We start from the raw sequence: 23,538 nt of genomic DNA, 5'->3' as shown, positions 1-23,538 counted from the left end.
ATTAATTGATTTTATTGTAAATAAATTGGTTGAAGAGGGCGGATAAAAGAAAAGGGCTTCAGTGTAATTCGCAACACTGAAGCCCTCTTTCAGGAATTTTAATGGGTTTATTTCACGCCAAGAACATCTACGCCCTGTTCAAAGATGACATCCACAGGAATGCCCTTTTGAGTCAGACGGTCTAAATCTTTTTGAAGTTCTGCAGTAATTACTGCTTTCTCTTTTTGTGTTTTCTCTACTGCGGCTTTATCACCGTTACCCTGAAGCGTAATGATCAGTTTGCTTAACTTGTTCATTGCCGTTTCAAATTTAGCGAAATCTACTTTATACGTGCCATTTTCATTGCGGATGAATGCTCCGTTCTCCTTAAAGAAGTTGAAACATTGCATATTTGCTTTCCCATGTGCACTCGCTGCACCAAATCTTACTGAACGAAGGATTCCAGCCATGTAAGTGGTGTAAAAGGTTTTGATATCACCTTCCAGTTCGCCTTTTTTAAGCAATCCGGTAACCATATATAAGCCCAACACATCTGCTTTACCTTCTTCTAACCACGAATATTGCTCCTGCAAAGCTTCCTTTACAAAGCCTTTTCCGGTAATTGTTTTTTTGATTCCTAAACCGTGTGCAACTTCATGGAACATCACGTTGGAAAAGAAAGCGTCGAAATTAATGTATTGTTGCTGCTCTTTATCGATCAGTTCTTTTGCAATTGGAACAAGAATCTTGTCAAACTTTGCCTTCATGGCATTTTTTAACTGGGAGCGTCTGGTTCCTTTCTTTTGCTGAATGATCTCATCATTAGGTAGGTTTACAGCGATGGTTTTTGATCCTGCATTACAATCTCCGGCATAATAAACGACATCGTAGGCATTTAACTCTGAGTCTGTTCCCGGTTTTTCTTTTTTGTATTTAGCATCTACGGGTAGTCCTTCCTGTAGTTGAGGCAACATGCTTACATATTTTGCAAGGCGTTTGCTCCATACTTTATCCTTTACCAATACATAAGCCTCATAAGAAGCCCTGGCATTGAACAATTTGTCTTCATAATTCTCAATCGGGCCGATAATAATGTCCAGGTTATTGGTTTTCATATCCAGCCAGGCATAGTCACTGGCCGTATAATCATCAGAAACCAGGGCGTCTGCGCGTAGGGTCAGGTATTTTTTGAATCCTGCATCTTCGGCAAGTAATGCCGCCTGTTTAAGCAAGGCTGATGCATTTTGTAATTCTGAAGCATACAAAATATGGTAAGGAACGGAGCTCAGTTTTCCGGTGCTGTCTTTTTTCACCACGGAATACTGACCTAGTTTATCTTTTACATCTGATTTCTCCAATTCAGCTTTGGTCATTCCGGCAGGGTAGAAGCTGGCGGCATCCGGTTTAGCACCAATGCCCGATATAAATGGTTTATCTCCGTTTAAGCGATCCCATGGTCCGTAATTGATCCATACAAAAGCTTTTGTTTTTTCATCTTTTATGGTACTTAATAAGCTGTCGCGCTGTGGATATGCCTGTTTCCAGAAAAGCTCATCCATAATTTGGGCGGCCTGGATCAATAAAGGTAAAATCTTACGTTCATTGGCAGATAATTCATTCAGGTTGGTACTCAGTTTCACCTTTTCGTAAATCGCGATCCGGTCATTTACATAATGTTGCAAACTATCTTCACCTGAACTGGTATCTTTAGCAGTAGTATTCGTGTTTCCATTGGGGTTGCTACAAGAAGAAATTCCTGTAACCAGGGCACATCCGGCAATAATAAGCGTTAACTTGCTTAAGTTTTTCATATTGAATTTTTGTTTTTTTATCGATGCAAAGCTACGTCAAATGCAGGCATTTTCGTCGCTCTCCTTTGGTTGATCTCCTAATAAGATGGCAACTAAATTAGTAAAAAATAGTAATTTCACCGCTTCTATACTTCTATTATGATACAACAGCATAAATTTATCCGGAACAGCTTATTTATTTTCTCTATGTTCCTGCTGGCCGCATGTTCCTCGAATAAGTACGCCGCAACGAATAAAATATATAAGGATCAGGCAAATGGCTTTGCAGAAACGGTAAAGGCCACTCCTCCGGCCAATCAAACTGTCGCGACCTTAACCCCCGAACAGCAATCCTGGATTGGTTCGGTCAACTTTGGCATCCGCCGTCCTAATTTTGTCATTATTCACCATACGGCCCAGGATTCTTTGAATCAAACGGTAAAAACTTTTATCAACAAGAAGGCAGGAGTGAGTGCACATTATGTCGTGGGAAGAGATGGTAAGGTGGTTCAGATGGTAAACGACTACCTGAGGGCAAACCATGCAGGTGTTGGGAAATGGGGCAACGATGCCGACCTGAATTCTTCTTCTATAGGGATTGAGCTGGATAACAATGGAAAAGAACCTTTTGCTGATGCCCAGCTGAGAAGTTTGGTAGAGTTACTTGGAGCGCTGAAAAAGCGATACAACATCCCTACCGCCAATTTTATAGGCCATTCAGACATTGCACCAAGGCGAAAAATAGATCCTTTAAATTTCCCATGGAAAGTTCTGGCCAAAAAGGGCTTTGGTTTATGGTATGACGATGTGCTGAAAATGCCACCCGTAGATTTTAATGCAGAGCTGGCATTAAGGGTGATCGGTTACGATGTAAGTAATCCTACTTCTGCAATTGTTGCCTTTAAAATCCATTTTGTACAAACGGATATTACTCCGGTACTGACGCCGACAGATCAGCTGATCTTATATAATTTGTATACGAAATATCTGTAACCTTGCGTTTCGGTTGACTGCGAATTGCCTTACTGTTTTTGGAACCGGCGGTTGATTTATAAAAGACCATTTATAGGACCGCAGGATCTGTCAGGGATCAATCAACCCCCTATTGCTGATCAATGGCTGATCAATTGAAGGATAAGACATTTTAAACAGAAAAGCAAGCGAAATAAAATATAAAAAGCCGGATCAACATAACGCTGATCCGGCTTTTCGTTTATATCCGGCTTTATAGAATAAAATTACTTATTTCCTTTAGTCCAGGCATCTTTTAAGCCAACGGTACGGTTAAATACCAGGTGTTCAGGAGTTGAATCCTTATCTACACAATAGTATCCTTTTCTAATAAACTGATATCTTGAATCGATATCAGCATTTGCCAGATAAGGCTCTATATAAGCTTGTTTAATGACATCAACACTGTTTGGGTTCAGGTAATCTTTAAAATCCCCTTCTTCAGAATCCGGAGATTCTACGGTAAACAAACGATCGTAAGTCCTGATTTCTGCGCTTTTTGCATGTTTAGTGCTTACCCAATGTATCGTTCCTTTCACGTTAATACCGCTGGTATCTTCGCCGCTTTTAGATTCAGGGATGTAAGTACAATGTACTTCAGTTACATTTCCTTCTGCATCCTTACGGAAATCTTCACATTTTACAATATAAGCATGTTTGAGTCTTACGGTTGCTCCCGGAGCCAGTCTGAACCATTTTTTTGCAGGCTCTTCCATAAAATCCTCACGTTCAATCCACAATTCATTGCTGAAAGGAATCTCCCTGATGCCGCCTTTATCTTCTGCTTCCGGATTGTTTTCTCCATGAAGTACTTCTTCCTGTCCTTCAGGATAATTGGTAATCACCAGCTTTATCGGGTCTAATACCGCCATTACCCTGTTTGCTGTTTTGTTCAGGTGTTCGCGAACACAGAATTCCAGTAAACTCAGCTCGATCAGATTTTCTCTTTTGGCAATCCCGATTCTTTCACAGAACTCACGGATACTTTCAGGAGTATATCCTCTTCTTCTCAATCCGCTGATGGTAGGCATGCGTGGGTCATCCCAGCCGCTAACCACACCTTCATTTACCAGTTGCAGTAATTTTCTTTTACTCATTACGGTATAAGAAAGGTTTAGACGGGCAAATTCGTATTGTTTAGATGGGAAGATGTCCAGGTGTTCTATAAACCAGTCGTACAACTCCCGGTGAGATACATATTCCAGGGTACAGATGGAATGGGTAATGGTTTCAATGCTATCACTTTGTCCATGTGCAAAATCATACATCGGATAGATGCACCATTTGTTGCCTGTACGGTGATGTTCTGCATGTTTGATGCGATAAATAATCGGATCACGCATGATCATATTCGGACTGGACATATCCGCTTTTGCTCTTAAAATACGGGCGCCATCTGCAAATTCGCCTGCTTTCATGCGGGCAAAAAGGTCCAGGTTTTCGGCAATGCTGCGGGAACGGTATGGACTGTCTGTCCCTGCCTCCGTAGGCGTACCTTTCAATGCTGCAATTTCTTCAGCACTGCTGTCGTCTATATAAGCAAGGCCTTTTTCGATCAGTTTTACTGCGAAATCGTATAAAGTATCAAAGTAATCTGAGGTATAAAGCTCATTTTTCCATTCAAACCCAAGCCATTTAATGTCTTGCTGCTGACTGTCTACATATTCGGTTTTTTCCGTTATCGGGTTGGTGTCATCAAACCTCAGGTTTGTATAGCCACCATATTTCTTGGTCAGACCAAAGTTCAGGCATATTGCCTTCGCATGTCCGATGTGCAAATATCCATTGGGTTCAGGCGGGAAACGGGTAATTAACGTTTCATATTTTCCGCTGCTTAAATCGTTCTCAATGATCTCCTCAATAAAGTTCAATGATCTTTCCTCACTCATAAAAACTGTAAATTTAGTCTTCAAAGTTAACATAAAAGCGCTAATTTACTTACATTTACAGCCTACTATTCGTATATTTTATGAGCAAGACATTAAACAGGCCCATTAGGGTTTTAGTGGCTAAAGTTGGATTGGATGGGCACGACAGAGGGGCTAAAGTAATTGCAACCTCTCTGAGAGATGCCGGGATGGAAGTGATCTATACCGGATTACGTCAGACCCCGGAGATGGTGGTAAACACAGCCTTACAGGAAGATGTTGATGCCATAGGTGTCTCGATCCTATCCGGAGCACACATGACTGTCTTTCCTAAAATAGTGGAAATCATGAGGCAGAAAGAGGTCAAAGATGTATTGCTTACCGGTGGTGGAATTATTCCGGAAAATGACATGAAGAAACTCAAAGAGATCGGTGTAGGGGAATTGTTTGCGCCGGGAACCACCATGGAAACGATCGTAAATTATATCAAAGGCTGGGTGGTCGAAAACAGAAACTTTTAGATTATGGCATATCAGAATATCTTATCAGAAATAAGAGCGCAGGTGCTTTATGTAACCATCAACAGGGAGCAAAAGCTAAATGCTTTAAATAAAGAAACATTAACGGAATTGGCAGAGGTGATTGCCTTTGCCGGTCAGACGGAAGAGGTTCGCGCGGTGTTATTGACCGGGGCGGGAGAGAAAGCCTTCGTTGCCGGAGCAGATATCTCGGAGTTTGCGGCTTATCGCAGCGAACAGGGAGAAGACCTGGCCAGAAAGGGACAGCATACGGTGTTTGATGCCATAGAGAACTGTCCGAAGCCAGTGATTGCAGCGATCAATGGTTTTGCTTTGGGTGGAGGATTAGAGCTGGCTATGGCCTGTCATATCCGTGTGGCATCAGAGAATGCCAGACTCGGATTGCCTGAGGTTTCCCTTGGTCTGATACCTGGTTATGGCGGTACACAAAGACTGACACAGCTGGTTGGAAAAGGAAGAGCGATTGAAATGATCACCACTGCGGATATGATCACTGCAGCACATGCAGAAAAAATCGGACTGGTCAATTATGTAGTTCCTGCAGCAGAACTTTTGTCTAAAGTGGAAGAAATTCTGGCAAAGATAAAATTGCGCGCACCGTTGGCAGTCGCAAGTGCAATCCGCGCTGTAAACGCATCACTTCTTTTTGATGAAGACGGTTTTGAAGCCGAAATCAAAGAATTTGGTAAGTGTTTTGATACAAATGATTTTATAGAAGGTACTACTGCTTTTTTAGAAAAAAGGAAACCCGCATTTTTAGGTAAATAAACCTTGTCTATCACGTATTTAAAGCCCATTGGACGCATTTCGATGGGCTTTTGCTATAGTCGATAAACTGACCTTTTTATAGGTCGGTGGATTTAAAAGTGTAGAAAATATTTCCCATACTAAAAAATGTATTTATATTTATCTATTATTATGCAGTAAACTATTTTATTTCCCTATGAGAAAAATATTAATTGTTGATGATGAAATAAACATTGGTTTATTACTATCTAAGTTTTTAACCCGAAATTCATTTAGTGTCTCAACAGCTACAAGCGGTGTTTCCGCGATGGAATATCTGGCAAAGGAAAGTTACGACCTCGTGTTGTGTGACTATCGTTTGGAAGATACCGATGGGAAGGAGATGCTGATCAAGATTAAGGAAAGTTATCCAAGCACCGGCGTGATTATCATCACCGGGTATTCTGATATTAAGCTGGCTGTAGAACTCATCAAACTGGGTGCATACGACTATATTACCAAGCCGCTGTATCCGGATGAAATCTTAAATACCATCAATAAGGCGATTGATACACAAACGGCCTTAAATGAAAATAGAGTGGAAACCCCTGCTGAAGCACCAAAACAAAAAGGGAGCAAGCAGATTTATAACCAAACGGATAATTTTGTTGCCGGACAAAGCGCCGCTTCTAAAGAGTTGTTGAAACAGATTCAACTGGTTGCACCAACGGCCTACAGTGTGATCCTGACCGGCGAAAGCGGAACAGGAAAAGAATCGGTTGCCATGGCGATTCACTTGAACAGCCCAAGAAAAAACAATCCTTTTGTGGCGATGGACTGTGGTTCTTTAACCAAGGAACTGGCAGGAAGTGAATTTTTCGGACATGAAAAAGGATCTTTTACCGGAGCTCTTTATACTAAAATCGGCCATTTTGAAATGGCAAATGGCGGTACCCTCTTTCTGGATGAAGTAGGAAACCTTTCTTATGAAATTCAGGCGGCCTTACTCAGAACCGTACAAGAACGTAAAATCAAAAGAATCGGAAGTACAAAAGAGATCGATCTGGATGTAAGGATTATCGTTGCAACCAATGAAAACCTGACAAATGCCATTCAAAAAGGCAGGTTTAGGGAAGATTTATACCATCGCTTCAATGAGTTTTCTATTGCCCTTCCGCCATTGAGTCAGCGTGGACGTGACATTATGGTCTTTGCCAATACATTTTTAGAAGTGGCAAACCAGGAATTGAACCGGAATGTGCAGAGTTTCTCTGAAGAAGTGGAAGAGTGTTTCTTAACCTACAACTGGCCGGGAAACGTTCGGGAATTAAAAAATGTGGTTAGAAGGGCAACATTGCTTACCGAAACGCAGGAAATTCAACTAAAGGCACTTCCTTTAGAGATCTCTACTTATGCAAAAGCTTCTGCGATGGAAAGCTCCATTTCGCGGACAGAGAAGCCGAGAGACTTGAAAAATGCAGCTTTAGAGGCTGAATATGAAGCCATCTTAAAAGTCCTGAGAGAAGTTAATTTTAATAAAACCAAAGCGGCAAAAATCCTGAATATTGACAGGAAGACGCTGTATAATAAAATGAGGGCGATCAATCTGGAAACCTAAACGTCCATGTCATTATTTAACTACAAACAAAGGAATAACATTACCCTGTTGATCATCATTGTTCTGGGGTGTTTAATTGCTTATTCTTTACAGGGGATCTTTAGCGCTATCCTTGGAACCCTGGTGTTGTATACAATTCTGCGGCCGGCATTTCTATACCTGGTAGAAGAGCGGAAATGGAATAAACGTCTTTCCGCTCTTCTACTTTTGTTTGTCTCGGTACTGGTGATTATCCTTCCTTTTTATGCGGTGAGCACCATGGTGATTGAAAAGATCGCGGAGCTGCAGAGCGATCATATCTATTTTAAGAACCTGATTTTCAAAGTAAAACACCTTGTTCCGGTGGGCAGTGATTTCCAGAGCCTGGTGGAAGATGGTTTGAAGAAAGCAGGAACCTGGGCTACAGAACTGTTCCCTTCTTTGATCTCCGGTGCATTTAACATCGTCTTAGGACTGCTGATCATGTATTTCCTGCTGTATTTCATGTTGATAGAAAACGAAACATTCGAGCGTTCGTTGTTAAAATATGCCCCGTTTCGCGAACAAAATGCTTACCGCTTTGCAGAAGAAATGCGAAATACGACTTACGCAAATGTTTTGGGACAGGGATTGATCTGCGTGGTGCAGGGTTCATTGGTCAGTTTGTCATTCTACGTACTTGGTTACTCTGACCCTTTATTCTGGGGCGTAATGACCACCTTTATCTCTTTTGTGCCGGTATTGGGCCCTCCGGTTGTCTTTGTTCCGGCTGCGCTGCTTCAAATGGCCAATGGCAATAGCTTTGGTGCATGGGCCATGTTGATTTTCGGATTTGTGGTGATTATCAATATTGATAACGTTCTTCGTTTTATGATTGCGAAAAAAGTTGGCAATATTCACCCCATTATTACGGTAATTGGCGTAGTTATTGGTATACCCTTATTCGGAATATTGGGTCTGGTCTTCGGTCCGCTGTTATTGTCGTACTTCATATTGCTGATCAAAATATATGAAACCAGCGCAATGGCCTCCGAAAGATTGGAAAGAATTAAAACAATTTCTGAGCAGGAATCGTTATAATCAGTATATTCCAGAGTCAATAAAGGAAATATTAAACACAAAATTTAAATGTCATGAATGATAATTCAAAAGTATTAATTGGGCTATTGGCCGGTTTAGCTGCAGGTGCGGCATTGGGATTACTGTTTGCTCCGGAAAAAGGAAGTGAAACAAGAGATAAGTTGAGCCAGTCGTTAAAAGATCTTGGTGACGCAATTAAAGACAAAGCGGCAGATGAAATCAATAACCTGGCGAACCTGAAAGATAAAGTGGTGACTTCTGTAAAAAGTAAACTTCATCAGACAGAGGAAGAGTTTGCTGATGATATAGAGCACGCATAAATTACCCCTAAAACCAAAGATAATGCAGGAAAATAAAGAAAAAGATCTGGAGGACCTGGTAGAGGACGCAAAAGGTTATGTCAATACCCGGCTGGAATACACCCGGCTATACCTGGTAGAGCGAGGTTCCAAGATGTTTGCAGACATGGTGACAAATGCCACCGTTGCCATTTGTTTTCTGCTGGCTTTCTTGTTTGGTACTTTTACTTTAGCACTGTTTTTATCAGATGTTCTGGGTAGCTATACGAGAGGCTTTGGCTGTGTTGCTTTGATCTATATCCTTTTGGCGATGATCGTTTATTTTATGAAAGAAAAGTATATCGAAAAGGCGATAATTAACTTTACAATCAGACGCTATTTTAATAAATTAGCAGATAAGGAAGAGGAAGATGAGCAGAAAGTATAACATCAATAACCTGGAAGACCTTCATCAGCAGGTGCGTTTACTTAAAGCGGAATATCGCTTTAAAGGAGATGCGCTGGTTGGCGATTCTAAAAAATATCTTCATCAGTTTACCATAGGGGGATTTATTAAAAAATATGCCACCCCTTCTGCCTTTCTTAAAATAGACGATAAGTTTAATATCAGCAGTAAAGTCATGTCACTGATCCTTCCTTTGGTGATGAACAGCACCTTTTTTAAGGGCTCAGGACTCGTAACTAAGGCACTGGTAGGTTTGGCCTCAGGTAAGGTAGGAAAGTCGCTGGATGCAGAGCATTTATCGGCGATATTCAACTCTGTAAAATCCTGGTTCAGCAAGACAAAGAAAAATAAAGAAACAGATCCTGCATACGTGGATTACGGCATTCCGCCGGATAGCGAGACCTATTAACAAAAAAAGGAAGCCTTAAAGCTTCCTTTTTTTTATAAATGAACATTTTAATAAATGTGTCAACAGGATATTAAACCGTTGATTTTATTTTTAGTTCGTTCATTTGCTTATCGTCAATAGTAGAAGGGCTATCAATCATAACATCTCTTCCTGAGTTGTTTTTAGGGAAAGCAATCACATCACGGATACTATCCAATCCTGCGAAAATAGAGCATAACCTGTCAAATCCGAAGGCAATTCCACCATGTGGAGGTGCACCAAATTCAAAGGCATCCATCAGGAAGCCAAATTGTTTTTGCGCTTCTTCAGCCGAGAATCCTAAATGTTTAAACATCAGCGCCTGTAACGTTCTGTCATGGATCCGGATAGAACCACCACCGATTTCTGTACCGTTTACCACCATGTCATACGCATTTGCCCTTACCTCACCCGGTTTGGTATCCAATAAGGCGATGTCCTCTGGTTTTGGAGAAGTAAATGGATGGTGCATCGCATGGTAACGGGCTGATTCTTCATCCCATTCCAATAGCGGGAAGTCAAGTACCCAAAGTGCACTGTATTTATTTTTATCACGTAAACCTAAGCGTGTACCCATTTCCAGGCGCAGTTCGCTTAATTGTTTGCGTACTTTATCTTGTATTCCAGCCATGATCAGCACTAAATCTCCCGGTTGGGTATTCAGGGCTACAGACCATTTTTGTAATTCTTCTTCATTATAGAACTTATCTACAGATGATTTTAATGAGCCATCTTCGTTATGTCTCATGTAGATCAATCCTGTTGCACCGATTTGCGGGCGTTTGATAAAGTCTGTCAGTTCGTCCAGTTGCTTACGTGTATAAGATGCACATCCTGTGGCATTGATGCCGATCACCAGCTCCGCATTGTCAAATACAGGGAAATCTTTTCCTTTAACCAGTTCCGTCAGCTCCACAAAGCGCATGTCGAAACGGGTATCCGGTTTATCGGAGCCATAAAAGCGCATGGCATCTGAATACTGCATTCTTGGTACTTCCGGAAGGTCAAAACCTTTGATGTCCTTGAATAACGTACGGATCAGGCCTTCAAATGTAGTTAAGATGTCTTCCTGTTCGATAAAAGACATTTCACAGTCTATCTGCGTGAATTCCGGCTGTCTGTCTGCACGTAAATCCTCATCTCTGAAACATTTTACAATCTGAAAATAACGGTCAAAGCCAGATACCATCAACAATTGTTTAAAAGTTTGCGGGGATTGAGGAAGGGCATAAAACTGTCCTTCGTTCATTCTGCTTGGTACCACAAAATCCCTTGCACCTTCTGGTGTAGATTTGATCAGTACCGGGGTTTCTACTTCAATAAAGTCCAGGTTATCCAAATAACGACGAACCGCCTGGGCCATTTTATGGCGTAAAACCATGTTATTGCGCACCGGATTTCTACGTAAATCCAGGTAACGGTATTTCATCCGCAAATCATCACCACCATCAGTTTCATCATCAATCATGAATGGAGGTAATTTCGCTGCGTTTAGTATTTCCAATGCAGTGATTTTGAGCTCTACTTCACCTGTAGGCATTTTCAGGTTTTTGTTAGAGCGTTCTACGACTAGTCCGCTGGCTTTAATTACAAATTCCCTGCCCAGGCTACGTGCTGCCTCGCATAATTCCCGGTTGTCGTCCATATTGAAAACCAATTGGGTGATTCCGTATCTGTCGCGGATGTCAATGAAAGTCATTCCTCCTAAATCCCTGGATTTTTGTACCCAGCCGCACAAGATTACATTTTCGCCTAAATTCTCAATAGTTAGAGCTCCGCAAGTAGTTGTTCTTAACATTATTAAAAGTATTAAGTAGCAAAAATATTGATTTTGAACCGGATATTTTCACCCGTAGTGAATTTAGCTGAGGATATTGAAAATATGTAACTGGCATCCTGGCCTTTATGGCTTTTGTGGGTCAGGCGGCTTTTGTTTTAAAATGGCCTTGGAATTCCTGGTGGTGTGACCTGTAATGCTTTTTATATCAGCATGTTGTTGTTCATCATTTTTAAGTATTTTTACTAAGGCGGGTTTAGTAATTCCGTTCTGTGCTTTTCTGAAATTTACTTAATTCCCAGGTTATGAAATCATTATATGTATTGCCTTTTTTTATTGCTTTTTGTTATTCAGGAGCGAAAAGAGCAGAAGGCGGGGCGGTTGTAGCAAAGGAGCATGCTGCAGACAGGAAGTCTGCTCAGGTATTATATACCATGCCGGAAGAAGGCATGCCACACGAGGGAACCTGGCTGCAATGGCCACATCAGTATCAGTATGGTGAAGCCTACCGGGACAGACTGGATGATGCCTGGATTGCGATGACAGATGCCCTTTCTGAAGGAGAAAAGGTCCATATTATCGTTTATGATGAAGAGGAAGAAGATCGGGTGAGGGAAATGCTGGAAGAGGATAAGATCTCTCTGAAAAATATCGATTTCAAAGTGTATAAGACGGATGATGTCTGGGTACGTGATAACGGGCCGATTTATGCAAGAGACGCTAAGGGAAATCTGGTGATCGAGGATTGGGGCTTCAATGGATGGGGTAAAAAAGCAGAATTTGAAAACTGCGATGAGATACCCGGTCGAATTGCCAGTGATCAAAATAGAAAGTATGTGGATTTAAATGAGGTCATGATCAACGAAGGAGGAGCAGTAGAAGTTGATGGAAACGGAACGCTGATGGCCACCAAAAGTGCCATCCTGAATAAGAACCGAAATCCCGGAATGAGCCAGGCAAAAGCAGAGGAGATTTTCACGAAATATTATGGCGTAACCAATTTTATCTGGCTGGAAGGTAAGGCTGGCCTGGAGATTACCGATATGCACATTGATGGTTTTGCCCGGTTCGCCGATAAAAATACAATTGTGACGATGAGCCCCGATGATCTTTTAGAGTGGCAGGTTGCTCAGAACGACATCAATAAGCTGTTTAGGTCGACAAATAAAAACAAGAAAAAATACAATTTTGTCAAACTGCCCCTGACTCAGGAAAATGTGACTACTGCTTACGGTAAAAAGCTGGACTATCCAGGTTCCTACGTCAATTATTACATCGCCAATAATGTGGTCCTGGTACCGAATTATAAAGATCCCAATGACGCGGTTGCCAATGCCATCATTCAGAAACTATATCCAAACAGGGAAGTTGTAGGTATCGACGTCAGGAATTTATATGCCAATGGCGGGATGATCCACTGTGTTACCCAACAACAACCCAGATAGGGAGCTCTAATCGGGGAGGGCATGCTATTGGCGCATAATCTTCAGGAAAAAACGGCCTTTATATTGTTATCAAGGACGTATTGTGAATTTATCTGCAGATATTGAAAAAATTTTTGCTCCTGATGCAACGTTTCAGAAAATCAATTGTCATTTATAGCGAACTGGAAAACATTGGAAACTGTATACATCGATAAACACATCACACTCGTAAACGAGTGCCGGCAGGGAAGCCGGAAAGCACAATTTGAAATTTACAAATTGTATGCTAAGGCTATGTATAACGTGGCGCTGAGGATTGTCAACTTTGATGATGAGGCAGAAGATGTTTTACAGGAAGCATTTCTGGACGCATTTACGCGGATAGAAAATTTTAGAGGGGATACGACCTTTGGCCTTTGGTTAAAGCAGATTGTGATCAATAAATCCATCAATTACCTCCGCAAGCGTAAAGTGGAGTTTGTAAATATCGAAGAAGTCGATGTGGCGCAGGAAATGGAAAATGACGAGGAGGACCTGCAATGGAAAGTGGAAGAGATCAGAGAAGCCATCACACAGCTTCCCGACCGGTATAGAGTAGTATTGACGCTGTATCTTTTTGAGGGGTACGATCATGAAGAGATTTCTCATATTTTGAAAATCTCAGAGAGTACTTCCCGCACCCAGTATATGCGTGCAAAAATTAAATTAAATAGCTTATTAGTAACGAGAGGAGTATAAAGATGAACAATAAGGGTATTGAAGAGTACATTAAAGAACACAAGAAGGAGTTTGATTTTAAAACACCATCAGATCAGCTATGGGGCAGGATAGACGCCGCATTAGACAAAGAAAAAATAAAAAAAAAATCGGTAATGCCATTGTGGTTAGGTATAGCTGCGTCCTTGATCCTGATCATGGGACTTACTTTTATCTATACTTATCGTAGTCAGAACAATAAAGAGCTGGAAATTGCAGACATTAACCCGGCATACGGAAAGAAGGAGCTGAAATTTGCCAGTCTGATTGAGGAGAAAAAAGACAGTTTGCAGGCCTATGCCAAAAAGAACCCGGCTTTGTATGCGAATTTTAGTGCAGATCTAAACAAGCTGGACGGCGATTACGAGCAGCTAAAAAAAGAGTTGCAAAATAGTCCAAATCAGAAAGTCGTGGTTAAAGCAATGGTCAAAAATCTGGAACTTCAGTTGCAGGTGATTAACCAGCAGCTGTCTATCATCAATGAAGTAAATCAAATCAAAGAGGAAAATCAGATATGAAAAAGTTAATTTGGGGGGTGATGAGCCTGGTACTGGCTACAAATTTCGCTCAGGCACAATCTAACGGATGGGAAGGAAACAAGGGAGTTAAACTTGCAATACTGACTCCTTTAAGGATAGATCTGCAAACGGCACCAATATCTCCGGAACCACTTCCGGTTCCTTTGGATGGGGCTCAGGAAGGCGTTCAGGATGATCAGAGCGATCCGGTAAGGACAAAGACTTTCTCTAAATCCTTTGCTATGGGCGCCAGTGATAAATTGAACCTGAGCAACAAATATGGAGATGTGCTGATCAAAATATGGGATAAAAGAGAAGTGCGGGTTGATGTAGAGATTAAAGCCTATAGCAGTCAGAATGGTGAAGCACAGCGTTTATTGGATGAGACAACGATTGAGGCTGGAAAAACCGGAGACCTGATTTCTTTTAAAACCAATATGGGAAACCGCGATGGCAATTATGGCAGCCGTGTCCGGAATGGAAAAATCGTTTGGAAAAGAGAAGTTAAAGTGAATTATGTGGTTTATATGCCCACATCAAATTGCTTATCCATGAGTACCCAATATGGAAATATGACGATGGGTAATTTCTCAGGACCGCTATATGCGAAGGTTCAATATGGAAACTTCACTGCCGGCAACCTGAACAGCAATAACAATTACATTTCAGTTCAATACGGCAAAGCAGATGTCGAAGAAGTTAATGTCGCTACCATTAAACAACAGTATGGCTCAGGGCTAACAATTGGTACAGTAGGTACCCTGGACCTTAACGCCCAGTATGTCGGGGTTAACATTCAAAAAATCAGGGGAAATGCAACCGTTAAGCAACAGTATGGAAGTGGTTTGACTATCGGTTCTGTCGATAACCTGGAGCTGGATGTGCAATATGCCAATGTAACCCTGGGAACGATCAATGGAAATGCCAACGTTAAACAGCAATACAACAACATTTCTATTTCCTCGGTGAATAAGCTAAACCTAAAAGCGGAATATGCTAATGTAAAGCTGGGAAGCCTGAAAGGTGATGGAAGTTTCAAACTTTCCTATAACAAACTGAACATCGATAATGTAGGGGCAGGGTGCAGGAACCTGAGTATTGATGCCGATTATGCAGGGGTTGCCCTGGGCTTCGGGACTGGCTATCATGCCGATTTTGACCTGAAAACGGAATATGGTAAATTTAAGCCCGGACCGGCAGTATACAGGACTGTCCAGGACGAAGACAATAAGAAACAATATAGTGGTAAAATTGGAAATGGAGGAGCGTCTAAGATCAACATTAAAACAGATTACGGCTCGGTAACCTTTAACTAAAAGAACCAATTATTCTGATAAAAATACCATTAGGAAAAAGCTTGTTGATAAATTCAGCAAGCTTTTTTTATATCTTAGCGACTTGATTTATTTTTAGAAAATGGAACTTTTAAGTAGCCCTGAAGCTTGGATCTCCCTCTTTACCTTAACGGTATTAGAGATTGTTTTAGGAATTGATAATATCGTTTTTATATCAATCCTTGCAGGAAAACTTCCCCTGGAACAACAGGCTAAAGCCCGGAAGGTAGGATTAGGCCTGGCCATGATTACCAGGGTATTGTTGCTGTTATCGCTTACCTGGGTGATGAAACTGACCGCTCCCTTATTTAATGTGGGCGACTGGATCGGAATCAGTAATGCGGAATGGCTGGACAAACTGGCCATCTCCGGAAGAGACCTGATCCTGATTATTGGTGGTTTATTTCTGATCTATAAAAGTACACATGAAATTCATCAGAAGCTGGAAGGCGACGAAGAGGCTGGTATAAAAGGGAAGGTTCATTCTTTCATCGGAATTATCATCCAGATCCTGATCCTTGATATCGTATTCTCTCTTGACTCTGTCATCACCGCTGTCGGAATGGCTGATCATATCGAGATCATGATTGCAGCGGTAGTCATCGCTGTCGGAATTATGCTGGTAGCGGCATCTGCAATCAGCGATTTTGTAAACAAGCACCCAACAGTTAAAATGTTGGCTTTATCTTTCTTATTACTAATTGGAGTTTCCCTGTTGGCCGAAGGTTTAGACCAGCATATTCCTAAAGGCTATATCTATTTTGCAATGGCATTCTCGGTATTGGTAGAAATGCTGAACCTGAAAATGAAAAAAGGCAAAAAACATGTTGAACTTAGAAATACTCCACACGAAAACAAGTAAAAATACCGTATGATTTCTTTTTTTGAGGCCTCTCTGGCCGAACTATCTATACACCGTATTGGGAACAAATCTCAGGATGAATTCTATGTATTGTCTGAAAAATCTATTCCGATAAAGGACAATATGCTGAGTAATTTATTACAGCAGTATTTTCTGGGCCCCTATGCTAAAGTGAATGAAGTGTACCGCTTTTTTCATCCTAATAATGACCTGAACCTGAATGAAGTTTATCATTTTGCCGCGAGGATTTTTGAAGATGGCATGACCTTTCATGAAAACAGTATAGAAATGGCCAAATACCTGTATGATGTTTCCGGACACCCAAAGATCAAACCCGGAGAATTATACCTTGCTTATTTTGAAAATGTGCAGATTGAGGGGGAACTTCATGACGCTATCGGGATCTTTAAATCGGAAACCAAAGAATCCTTCCTGAAGGTATATCCTGAAGAAGGTGGTTTTGGACTTGGTTATGAACAGGATGCCATCAACATCAATAAACTGGACAAAGGATGTTTGATCTTTAATACCGATAAGGAAGAAGGTTATCGTGTAGCAGTTATTGATCAGACCAACAGAAGTGCGGAAGCAGTGTATTGGAAAGATGAATTTTTGAAGCTAAAGATCCGAAATGACAACTTTAACCAGACCAGCAGCGTGCTTGGGGTATATAAAAACTTTGTGACCGAAAAGCTGGATCAGGAATTTGACATCTCTAAAGCAGATAAGATTGATTTGCTGAACAAGTCAATGAAGTACTTCAAGGAGAAGGAGAGTTTCGATCTGGAAGAATTTTCAAATGAAGTGATCGGCAATGCCGAAGGAATTGAGTCTTTCAAAAGTTATAAAAAGAACTTTGAGGAAGAGTTTGATACCCCGATTGCGGATACCTTTGACATTTCCGGTGCTGCGGTAAAAAAGCAGGCAAAGGTGTATAAAAGCGTTTTAAAACTGGATAAAAATTTCCACATCTATATTCATGGTGATAAGGAACTCATTGAAAAAGGGTTCGATGATGATAAGTCAATGAATTATTATAAAGTATACTTCAGAGAAGAGGAGTAGTCCTTTACAGGACATACTCATCATTAATGGGTTTTACCGGTTCGGGAATGTTGGTTTCTCCCAGCATTTCCAGCAGGTTGATCTCTATGGTCCTGGTGATCTGGTTTAAGGGAATGGAGGCAGAGTTGTTCTCAAAAGGATTAATCAACCCCATTCCGTTAATTTGCGTGGAGACAAAGACAAATCCAAGCAACCAGCCGATAAAAATCGACCAATATTCTACGTATGAACTGATCACCAGCGTAATGGATACGACAAACAGCCAGATAAAGACCTTGGTAAGATAGGTATAAGTGGTTGGGAATATGGTGTTCTTGATCCGTTCTGACATGCCCATCTGGTTAGAAAAGTTGACCAGTAACTCATTGAGTTCCATAAAGCGGAAGCCATCAATATATCCCTTTTTGGACAGCATCTGCAAATCGCGCGACTGGATATTCAGAATTGCGTTGTGCATATTGCTGTGCTGCTGGATTTCCTGAAGCTCCTCTGCGGTCAGGTATTTGCTATAAATGTTATCATCGTAATTACGTAATGAGCCTTTCAGTGTATATAAAAAAGCGATATGTCTGCAGATCATTTTTTTGATCAGTGGTTTCGAGTCTTCATGTTCATCTACATAATTGATCAGGCTTCTGGCCCAGGAACGGGAATCATTGACGAGCATTCCCCAGATTTTGCGGGCTTCCCACCATCTGTCGTAAGCCTGGTTGTTATTAAAACCAATAAAAAATGCAATTGCAGTGCCCAGGACACTTGGAATGATTGCCGGAATGTCCAGGTTATGGGTAATTAAAAATTCTCTGGCAAAATAGGTAATGCTGCAGGAAACGATCATAATTAAATCGACCTGCCAGGTATTGATCAGGATTCTGCTGAGTTTGATGTGTTGTGCAATGAGCATGTTAATTGGGTTGATGTTTTGTTTCAATTTACAAACAAAAGGGACTAATTGTTTGAATCCCCAAAAATATCTTTTCCCGGCTTTTTTATTCTATTTCTCTATGTGGGCATACATTTTCAGGAACGAAAGCCCTCTTTTTGTAAATAATGCTTTTAAATTTCCTGTTTTCTCCTGAAAGATTGCTGGTTATTTTCTTTTTTTGATAAAGTTCTGAGGGATAATTCGGAATAAATGGTAGATTTATTTTTGAAGCCAAATATTCCTTTAACGTATGAGCCAGGAACTACAAAAAAACAGTATTTTCAAAGTCATTGGTGCCTCTTCTCTGGGGACACTGATTGAATGGTATGATTTCTATATTTTTGGCAGTCTGGCCAGTATTATCGGGGCCCAGCTTTTTCCTGCAGATGCCGGAGCATCGGCACTCATCAACACCTTAGCGATTTTCGCCGCAGGATTTATTGTCAGGCCTTTTGGAGCATTGGTATTTGGCCGCCTGGGCGATTTAATCGGTCGTAAATACACTTTCTTACTGACGCTGGTCCTAATGGGTGGTTCTACCTTTTTAATCGGCCTCATCCCTTCTTATTCCAGTATTGGTTATGCAGCGCCCATCCTGGTGCTGATCTTGCGTCTGGTACAGGGATTGGCCCTTGGAGGAGAGTATGGTGGAGCTGCAACCTATGTGGCGGAACATGCCCCTGCAAATAAAAGGGGATTTTTCACCAGTTGGATTCAAACAACGGCCACCGGGGGGCTATTTCTCTCTTTAGGAATCATTGTATTGACTAAAAACCTGATCGGAGCTTCTGGCTTCGCAGATTGGGGCTGGAGAATTCCTTTCCTGCTCTCCATCTTGCTGGTGGGTGTTTCCATTTATATCCGGTTGAAAATGCACGAATCTCCTATGTTTACGAAATTGAAAACAGAAGGAAAGGTGTCGAAAAACCCTTTAAAGGAAAGCTTCAATAACAAAGCGAATTTTAAAATGGTACTGCTCGCGCTTTTTGGTGCAACAATGGGCCAGGGGGTCATCTGGTATACCGGTCAGTTTTATGCGCAATCCTTTATAGAAAATACCTGTAAGGTTGATTTTAATGATTCCAGGTATATTCTGCTCTGGGGGATTGCCTTTGCCACCCCATTTTTTGTCGTCTTTGGTTCCTGGAGTGATAAAGTGGGGCGGAAATGGATTATGCTTACCGGAATGCTGCTGGGGATTATTTTCTACCGGCCAATTTATCAGGTCTTTCTGGACGATACAGACTTTACTAAAGTAACGCAACAGGACATTCAGTCTGTTTCTGACCCTGTGGTTACACGGACACTCATTGAAGGAACTGCCGATAGTTTAATCTCTACCAGTGCCAGGGTGACCCTGTTATCGGGCGCTTCTTATCAAAAGATCCAATCCCATATTGAATTTAAAGAAAAGAGCAAGGCTGCCGCTGTTCAGCCGGATCAGCTTAAAGATAAGCAACTGTCCACGGCGGTATTCTGGAAGTTTGTAGCCCTGGTTTTCTTTCAGATCTTATTGGTGACGATGGTCTATGGACCAATAGCTGCATTTTTGGTAGAGTTATTCCCTACAAAAATCAGGTATACTTCGATGTCTTTGCCTTATCATGTCGGAAATGGGGTATTCGGCGGGCTCGTTCCTTTTATTGCCACATTGATCGCCAGTTACTCGGGATCAACACCTTTATCCGGGTTGTGGTATCCCATTGGAATTGCCAGCCTGAGCTTTGTGATCGGAGCAATTTACCTTTCTAATAAAAAACCAGTCGAAACAGAAGCCTAAATAAAGAAAAACTATGAACGGATTGAAAAAAGGATTAGGACTACTTTGGATGATACTCGGACCGGCCTCCGTTATCTTTATGTTTTTGCAGGCTTACGAGAAAGTGGGCCTGGCTGCTGAAGGGGTACAAAAGACAAATACGGCCTTGCAATGGGGGATCATTTTATTCATTTTTATCCCAATCAGCGCAGGCCTGGTGATTTTCGGCTATTATGCGCTGAAAGGGGAATATGATCAATTGCCTTCGGGTTCAGAAGAACCTAAGGACTAGAGGACTCTTAACAATAAACCTTTAAGGTATTCTCCCTCAGGGAAAGAAAGCCTTACCGGATGATCTTCAGGTTGATGGAATTGTTTGATGATCTGTACTTCTTTGCCGGCATCTAAAGCAGCCCATGCAATGATTTGCTTGAAAGTTTCCATATCTACAGCACCGGAGCAGGAGTAGGTAGCCAATATGCCGCCTTTTTCCAGTAAAAGCATGCCAAGCCTGTTCAGGTCTTTATAAGCTCTTGCAGCCCTGTCTAAAGCCGAACGGGATGGTGCATATTTAGGTGGGTCTAAGACCACGATATCAAATTTCTTTCCTTCTTCCTTAAATACACGCAATTGTTTATTTACGTCAGACTGGATGCTGAGTTGCTGAGTTGGATCAAAACCGTTCAGTTCCAGGTTATGTGCTAAAGTTTCTATGGCAAGCGCTGAGCTGTCTACACTGGTTACATGTGCTGCACCATGTTTCAGGCTGTTTAAAGTAAATCCACCGCTGTAACAGAAGCAATCCAATACGTTTTTATCTTTGGAATAAGCGGCAAGGATCTCGCGGTTATCACGTTGATCACAGTAAAAACCCGATTTCTGACCATCAGCGATGTTGATGTGGTACGCAATCCCGTTTTCTCTTACTTCAATAAATTCCGGAGGTGTTTCTCCCCAAAGCAAGCCTTGTGTTGCTTCCAGGTTCTCATGTTTGCGGGCTCCGGCATCACTTTTATCGAAGATCCCTCTGGGGTTTAATTCTTCTTTTAAGAGGTCAATGATTTCTTCTTTTACATTTTCTATTCCGGCACTTAATATTTGCAGGGAAAGGAAGTCAGCATATTGATCTACAATCAGACCGGGAAGAAAATCAGCCTCACTAAAAACGAGTCTGCAGGTGTTGGTGTCTGCATTGAGCAGATGTTTTCTCGAAGCAATGGCATTGCGGAGTTTCTCCTGATACCATTCCTTATCGATGGTTTTGCTTTCCTCCCATTCCATTAACCTCAAAGCGACCCTTGATTGGTCGTTGTAATACCCGTAGGCAAGAAATTCAGCACTTGCTGAACAAACCTTAACGATTTCACCATTTAATGGCTTACCCTTAATTTTATCAATTGCTCCTGAAAAGATCCAGGGATGGTGTAGCATTGCAGCCTTTTCTTTTCCTTTTTTAAGTATTACATCAATCATGCTGCAAAGTTAGAAAAAACAATGTTCTTTTTACTTTTCCTTGCTGACTGCCATCTTTAAGGCCAGCATCAGCAGCACACTGGCCATAAACCATTTCTGGATTTTTACCCAGGTCGGATTTTTAGCGAAAAATAAAGAAACCTGAGCGGCGGTTAAAACAATCAGAAAGTTGACCGTAAAGCTGATGCTTACCTGCGTAATCCCCAATTGCAAGCTTTGAAGAAAAACAGATCCGTATTCCGGTTTGATGAAATAGGGAAAGAAAGACAAATAGAAGACCGCGACCTTAGGATTCAGTACTGTGGTGAGTACGCCGATTTTGAATAATTTGCCCGGTTTATCATTGCTGAGGTCTGTCCTGGTTTCAAACAGGCCCTTGCCATTGGGCTTAACCGCCTGGTAAGCGAGATACAACAGGTAGAATACACCCAGAGTCTTAATCGTCGAATAAACAAAAGGAACCGCGAAAAGAACGGCAGTAAGCCCGAAAGAGACAAGAATGATGTGAAAAAGAAAACCACACATGATCCCGGCGAGAGAGATTAACCCTGATTTCCGACCTTGTGTGATCGAACGGGAGATCAAATAAATCATATTTGGACCTGGACTGATCACCAGTACCAGCGCCGCCAGGGCAAAGTAAGAGATTTCTTTAAGAGGGATCATTTCATCATGGTATTAATGGTTGTAGAAGGACTAAACTGTAGGTTATTCCAGGAGAAAGTGGCAATGATCAAAAATAGAGAAAATTAAGAGATTCCCAATTCCTGAGTACGACTTAAATCAGAATTTTGCTGGAATATTTTTATCAGCGGGAGGATCATTATTCAGAATAGAGCGGAGTATCGGACTGATTTATAGAAGGCAGTTTCTACCTTGTTTGTCCGATCCTGAATTTGTTATACATTCGGCATAGCCGAATTTCTCAAGACCAATTGGCATAATTAAAAACAGCAGGTATAAACCGCATTGATTTAGGAAGAGGACCAATTGCAGGAGATCTTCAATGATGGCTTAACCCTAAAATTTGCAACACCAGTCTGATGTAATGAAATTATTCACTGAAACCGAATAGGTAATCAGTAAGGCGAAAACCTTAAAGTGCTTTCATTTCTGCTTCAATCCGCTTTTTGGTCTGCAGGAAAGTTTTAAGATCGACTTTTCCGTTGTTTTTATCTTCATTCAGTGTTTTCAGTTCCTGGCGAAGTCTTACAAGGGCTTTTTCTGTGTCACTGAGCTTCCGAATTGGATAAAGCTGATCGAGATCCTCTTCAATATTATGCGGGTTCGATAAGACCTCGGCCAGGGAAAATCCAAGTACAACAGTATCTTCCTCAGAAAGGTTGCCCGAGGCTACTGCGACAATGGGTAAAGTCCCTTCATTGCGAAAGTCGTAAGCATAAAATATTCCACCACCGTTAAATGCAATGGGTAAAAAATCGGGCAGATACTTCGGAAATCCATAAGCAAAATAGTAATAACGGATCTCTTGCAGGGAAAAATAACCAAATTCTCTTTCTCCGTTGAGGACTGCCCCTCCGTTTGAAAAAGTCAGGAGTTGGGCCAAATCTGCGGGCAAATGAAGTGCTGCAGGAACAGGAAATTGTGCCGGATCCTGAAAATCAGGATGCAGTTCGAGGAGGTGTGGAAAGAGCCTGATCTCTTCTTCGCTAAGTGACCTGGAAAAGAAATCACTTTCGGGTATCACATTCAATCCGGCTTCCCTGCTGTAAAAATTTAATTTATCGTACCACATCATTTAAAATCTGCCTGGTCAAATTTAGTTAAAACACACTCGTTTTTCCTACTCATTTCTTAGCTTAAAAAGCCTGGAGCATCCCGGAAGGATAAAGGTTATTGATCCATCGCGTGGATTTTAATTTA

The 23,538-nt window shown here is 41.4% G+C and carries 23 protein-coding genes; 16 read left to right on the top strand and 7 right to left on the bottom strand.

All coding sequences use genetic code 11. From position 1 onward, the window contains the following. Window positions 1-107: 107 nt before the first annotated feature. Window positions 108-1,790 carry a dipeptidyl-peptidase 3 family protein gene (locus BLQ87_RS23435; RefSeq protein ID WP_074611360.1) on the bottom strand — a complete coding sequence of 561 codons (1,683 nt, stop codon included), beginning with the start codon at window positions 1,788-1,790 and terminating at the stop codon, window positions 108-110. 138 nt (window positions 1,791-1,928) lie between these two features. Here BLQ87_RS23435 and BLQ87_RS23430 point away from each other — a divergent pair, with 138 nt between their 5' ends. After that, a complete protein-coding gene (locus BLQ87_RS23430; RefSeq protein WP_074611359.1) occupies window positions 1,929-2,762 on the top strand; it encodes an N-acetylmuramoyl-L-alanine amidase in 834 nt (277 codons plus the stop codon). A gap of 245 nt (window positions 2,763-3,007) precedes the next feature. Here the strand turns inward: BLQ87_RS23430 and BLQ87_RS23425 are convergent, their stop codons facing one another. Beyond that, on the bottom strand, window positions 3,008-4,669 hold the full coding sequence (locus BLQ87_RS23425) for a glutamine--tRNA ligase/YqeY domain fusion protein (RefSeq protein ID WP_074611358.1): 1,662 nt from the start codon (window positions 4,667-4,669) through the stop codon (window positions 3,008-3,010). Window positions 4,670-4,749: 80 nt separating this feature from the next. Here BLQ87_RS23425 and BLQ87_RS23420 point away from each other — a divergent pair, with 80 nt between their 5' ends. The 7 genes from BLQ87_RS23420 (at window position 4,750) to BLQ87_RS23390 (ending at window position 9,743) form a co-directional block, all read left to right on the top strand. Beyond that, complete coding sequence (locus tag BLQ87_RS23420) at window positions 4,750-5,169, top strand: cobalamin B12-binding domain-containing protein (protein ID WP_074611357.1); 420 nt, start codon at window positions 4,750-4,752, stop codon at window positions 5,167-5,169. Between the two features lie 3 nt (window positions 5,170-5,172). Next, entirely contained in the window at window positions 5,173-5,955 is a 783-nt protein-coding gene (locus tag BLQ87_RS23415) for an enoyl-CoA hydratase/isomerase family protein (RefSeq protein WP_074611356.1), read from the top strand. A 175-nt stretch (window positions 5,956-6,130) separates the two neighbouring features. Continuing rightward, window positions 6,131-7,531, top strand: coding sequence for a sigma-54-dependent transcriptional regulator (locus tag BLQ87_RS23410; RefSeq protein WP_074611355.1), 1,401 nt, complete (start codon window positions 6,131-6,133; stop codon window positions 7,529-7,531). 6 nt (window positions 7,532-7,537) lie between these two features. After that, window positions 7,538-8,590, top strand: a complete 1,053-nt coding sequence (locus BLQ87_RS23405) for an AI-2E family transporter (protein WP_074611354.1) — start codon at window positions 7,538-7,540, stop codon at window positions 8,588-8,590. 53 nt (window positions 8,591-8,643) lie between these two features. Then, window positions 8,644-8,910: a YtxH domain-containing protein gene (locus tag BLQ87_RS23400; protein WP_074611353.1), complete on the top strand. Its 267-nt coding sequence runs from the start codon at window positions 8,644-8,646 to the stop codon at window positions 8,908-8,910. A 22-nt stretch (window positions 8,911-8,932) separates the two neighbouring features. Next, on the top strand, window positions 8,933-9,316 hold the full coding sequence (locus BLQ87_RS23395; protein WP_074611352.1) for a phage holin family protein: 384 nt from the start codon (window positions 8,933-8,935) through the stop codon (window positions 9,314-9,316). After that, entirely contained in the window at window positions 9,300-9,743 is a 444-nt protein-coding gene (locus BLQ87_RS23390; RefSeq protein ID WP_074611351.1) for a hypothetical protein, read from the top strand. Before BLQ87_RS23395 ends, BLQ87_RS23390 begins: the two co-directional genes overlap by 17 nt. 70 nt (window positions 9,744-9,813) lie before the next feature. Here BLQ87_RS23390 and aspS read toward each other — a convergent pair whose 3' ends face one another. Next, entirely contained in the window at window positions 9,814-11,559 is a 1,746-nt protein-coding gene (gene aspS, locus BLQ87_RS23385; RefSeq protein ID WP_074611350.1) for an aspartate--tRNA ligase, read from the bottom strand. 284 nt (window positions 11,560-11,843) lie between these two features. Here aspS and BLQ87_RS23380 point away from each other — a divergent pair, with 284 nt between their 5' ends. The 6 genes from BLQ87_RS23380 to BLQ87_RS23355 all read left to right on the top strand — a co-directional run bounded on the left by BLQ87_RS23380 (window position 11,844) and on the right by BLQ87_RS23355 (window position 17,497). Beyond that, a complete protein-coding gene (locus BLQ87_RS23380) occupies window positions 11,844-12,983 on the top strand; it encodes an agmatine deiminase family protein (RefSeq protein WP_245723915.1) in 1,140 nt (379 codons plus the stop codon). Between the two features lie 171 nt (window positions 12,984-13,154). Continuing rightward, on the top strand, window positions 13,155-13,700 hold the full coding sequence (locus BLQ87_RS23375) for an RNA polymerase sigma factor (protein ID WP_074611533.1): 546 nt from the start codon (window positions 13,155-13,157) through the stop codon (window positions 13,698-13,700). A 2-nt stretch (window positions 13,701-13,702) separates the two neighbouring features. After that, a complete protein-coding gene (locus tag BLQ87_RS23370; RefSeq protein ID WP_074611349.1) occupies window positions 13,703-14,236 on the top strand; it encodes a hypothetical protein in 534 nt (177 codons plus the stop codon). Next, entirely contained in the window at window positions 14,233-15,552 is a 1,320-nt protein-coding gene (locus BLQ87_RS23365) for a hypothetical protein (RefSeq protein ID WP_074611348.1), read from the top strand. Before BLQ87_RS23370 ends, BLQ87_RS23365 begins: the two co-directional genes overlap by 4 nt. 100 nt (window positions 15,553-15,652) lie before the next feature. Further along, window positions 15,653-16,432: a TerC family protein gene (locus tag BLQ87_RS23360; RefSeq protein ID WP_074611347.1), complete on the top strand. Its 780-nt coding sequence runs from the start codon at window positions 15,653-15,655 to the stop codon at window positions 16,430-16,432. 9 nt (window positions 16,433-16,441) lie between these two features. Next, a complete protein-coding gene (locus BLQ87_RS23355; RefSeq protein WP_074611346.1) occupies window positions 16,442-17,497 on the top strand; it encodes a nucleoid-associated protein in 1,056 nt (351 codons plus the stop codon). A 4-nt stretch (window positions 17,498-17,501) separates the two neighbouring features. Here the strand turns inward: BLQ87_RS23355 and BLQ87_RS23350 are convergent, their stop codons facing one another. Beyond that, complete coding sequence (locus tag BLQ87_RS23350) at window positions 17,502-18,401, bottom strand: bestrophin family protein (RefSeq protein WP_074611345.1); 900 nt, start codon at window positions 18,399-18,401, stop codon at window positions 17,502-17,504. Window positions 18,402-18,672: 271 nt separating this feature from the next. Between BLQ87_RS23350 and BLQ87_RS23345 the strand changes: the two genes are divergently transcribed. Both BLQ87_RS23345 and BLQ87_RS23340 read left to right on the top strand, forming a co-directional pair. Continuing rightward, window positions 18,673-20,202, top strand: a complete 1,530-nt coding sequence (locus tag BLQ87_RS23345; protein WP_074611344.1) for an MFS transporter — start codon at window positions 18,673-18,675, stop codon at window positions 20,200-20,202. Window positions 20,203-20,215: 13 nt separating this feature from the next. Continuing rightward, the gene (locus BLQ87_RS23340) at window positions 20,216-20,473 is read left to right on the top strand and encodes a DUF6814 family protein (RefSeq protein WP_074611343.1); all 258 of its coding nucleotides are present in this window, start codon (window positions 20,216-20,218) and stop codon (window positions 20,471-20,473) included. Here BLQ87_RS23340 and BLQ87_RS23335 read toward each other — a convergent pair. The 3 genes from BLQ87_RS23335 to BLQ87_RS23325 form a co-directional block, all read right to left on the bottom strand. Continuing rightward, window positions 20,470-21,654 carry a class I SAM-dependent rRNA methyltransferase gene (locus BLQ87_RS23335; protein WP_074611342.1) on the bottom strand — a complete coding sequence of 395 codons (1,185 nt, stop codon included), beginning with the start codon at window positions 21,652-21,654 and terminating at the stop codon, window positions 20,470-20,472. The two genes, BLQ87_RS23340 and BLQ87_RS23335, sit on opposite strands and share 4 nt — an antisense overlap. A gap of 30 nt (window positions 21,655-21,684) precedes the next feature. Next, on the bottom strand, window positions 21,685-22,320 hold the full coding sequence (locus BLQ87_RS23330) for a LysE family translocator (RefSeq protein WP_074611341.1): 636 nt from the start codon (window positions 22,318-22,320) through the stop codon (window positions 21,685-21,687). 430 nt (window positions 22,321-22,750) lie between these two features. Beyond that, on the bottom strand, window positions 22,751-23,413 hold the full coding sequence (locus BLQ87_RS23325; protein ID WP_216857851.1) for an SMI1/KNR4 family protein: 663 nt from the start codon (window positions 23,411-23,413) through the stop codon (window positions 22,751-22,753). Between the last annotated feature and the right edge of the window lie 125 nt (window positions 23,414-23,538).

The organism is Pedobacter steynii (assembly GCF_900103665.1).
Taxonomy (GTDB): domain Bacteria; phylum Bacteroidota; class Bacteroidia; order Sphingobacteriales; family Sphingobacteriaceae; genus Pedobacter; species Pedobacter steynii.
Note: the sequence above shows the minus strand (reverse complement) of the source record. Positions and strands in the feature narration are given on the sequence as shown.

What these genes read in the sequence shown, in the direction of transcription:
- BLQ87_RS23355 (WP_074611346.1), top strand. Translation starts at nt 16,442, where the DNA reads ATGATTTCTTTTTTTGAGGCCTCTCTGGCCGAACTATCTATACACCGT.
- BLQ87_RS23345 (WP_074611344.1), top strand. Translation starts at nt 18,673, where the DNA reads ATGAGCCAGGAACTACAAAAAAACAGTATTTTCAAAGTCATTGGTGCC.
- aspS (WP_074611350.1), bottom strand. Translation starts at nt 11,559, where the DNA reads ATGTTAAGAACAACTACTTGCGGAGCTCTAACTATTGAGAATTTAGGC.
- BLQ87_RS23435 (WP_074611360.1), bottom strand. Translation starts at nt 1,790, where the DNA reads ATGAAAAACTTAAGCAAGTTAACGCTTATTATTGCCGGATGTGCCCTG.
- BLQ87_RS23405 (WP_074611354.1), top strand. Translation starts at nt 7,538, where the DNA reads ATGTCATTATTTAACTACAAACAAAGGAATAACATTACCCTGTTGATC.
- BLQ87_RS23420 (WP_074611357.1), top strand. Translation starts at nt 4,750, where the DNA reads ATGAGCAAGACATTAAACAGGCCCATTAGGGTTTTAGTGGCTAAAGTT.
- BLQ87_RS23365 (WP_074611348.1), top strand. Translation starts at nt 14,233, where the DNA reads ATGAAAAAGTTAATTTGGGGGGTGATGAGCCTGGTACTGGCTACAAAT.
- BLQ87_RS23330 (WP_074611341.1), bottom strand. Translation starts at nt 22,320, where the DNA reads ATGATCCCTCTTAAAGAAATCTCTTACTTTGCCCTGGCGGCGCTGGTA.
- BLQ87_RS23410 (WP_074611355.1), top strand. Translation starts at nt 6,131, where the DNA reads ATGAGAAAAATATTAATTGTTGATGATGAAATAAACATTGGTTTATTA.
- BLQ87_RS23335 (WP_074611342.1), bottom strand. Translation starts at nt 21,654, where the DNA reads ATGATTGATGTAATACTTAAAAAAGGAAAAGAAAAGGCTGCAATGCTA.
- BLQ87_RS23415 (WP_074611356.1), top strand. Translation starts at nt 5,173, where the DNA reads ATGGCATATCAGAATATCTTATCAGAAATAAGAGCGCAGGTGCTTTAT.
- BLQ87_RS23395 (WP_074611352.1), top strand. Translation starts at nt 8,933, where the DNA reads ATGCAGGAAAATAAAGAAAAAGATCTGGAGGACCTGGTAGAGGACGCA.
- BLQ87_RS23360 (WP_074611347.1), top strand. Translation starts at nt 15,653, where the DNA reads ATGGAACTTTTAAGTAGCCCTGAAGCTTGGATCTCCCTCTTTACCTTA.
- BLQ87_RS23370 (WP_074611349.1), top strand. Translation starts at nt 13,703, where the DNA reads ATGAACAATAAGGGTATTGAAGAGTACATTAAAGAACACAAGAAGGAG.
- BLQ87_RS23430 (WP_074611359.1), top strand. Translation starts at nt 1,929, where the DNA reads ATGATACAACAGCATAAATTTATCCGGAACAGCTTATTTATTTTCTCT.
- BLQ87_RS23325 (WP_216857851.1), bottom strand. Translation starts at nt 23,413, where the DNA reads ATGATGTGGTACGATAAATTAAATTTTTACAGCAGGGAAGCCGGATTG.
- BLQ87_RS23390 (WP_074611351.1), top strand. Translation starts at nt 9,300, where the DNA reads ATGAGCAGAAAGTATAACATCAATAACCTGGAAGACCTTCATCAGCAG.
- BLQ87_RS23400 (WP_074611353.1), top strand. Translation starts at nt 8,644, where the DNA reads ATGAATGATAATTCAAAAGTATTAATTGGGCTATTGGCCGGTTTAGCT.
- BLQ87_RS23350 (WP_074611345.1), bottom strand. Translation starts at nt 18,401, where the DNA reads ATGCTCATTGCACAACACATCAAACTCAGCAGAATCCTGATCAATACC.
- BLQ87_RS23380 (WP_245723915.1), top strand. Translation starts at nt 11,844, where the DNA reads ATGAAATCATTATATGTATTGCCTTTTTTTATTGCTTTTTGTTATTCA.
- BLQ87_RS23340 (WP_074611343.1), top strand. Translation starts at nt 20,216, where the DNA reads ATGAACGGATTGAAAAAAGGATTAGGACTACTTTGGATGATACTCGGA.
- BLQ87_RS23425 (WP_074611358.1), bottom strand. Translation starts at nt 4,669, where the DNA reads ATGAGTGAGGAAAGATCATTGAACTTTATTGAGGAGATCATTGAGAAC.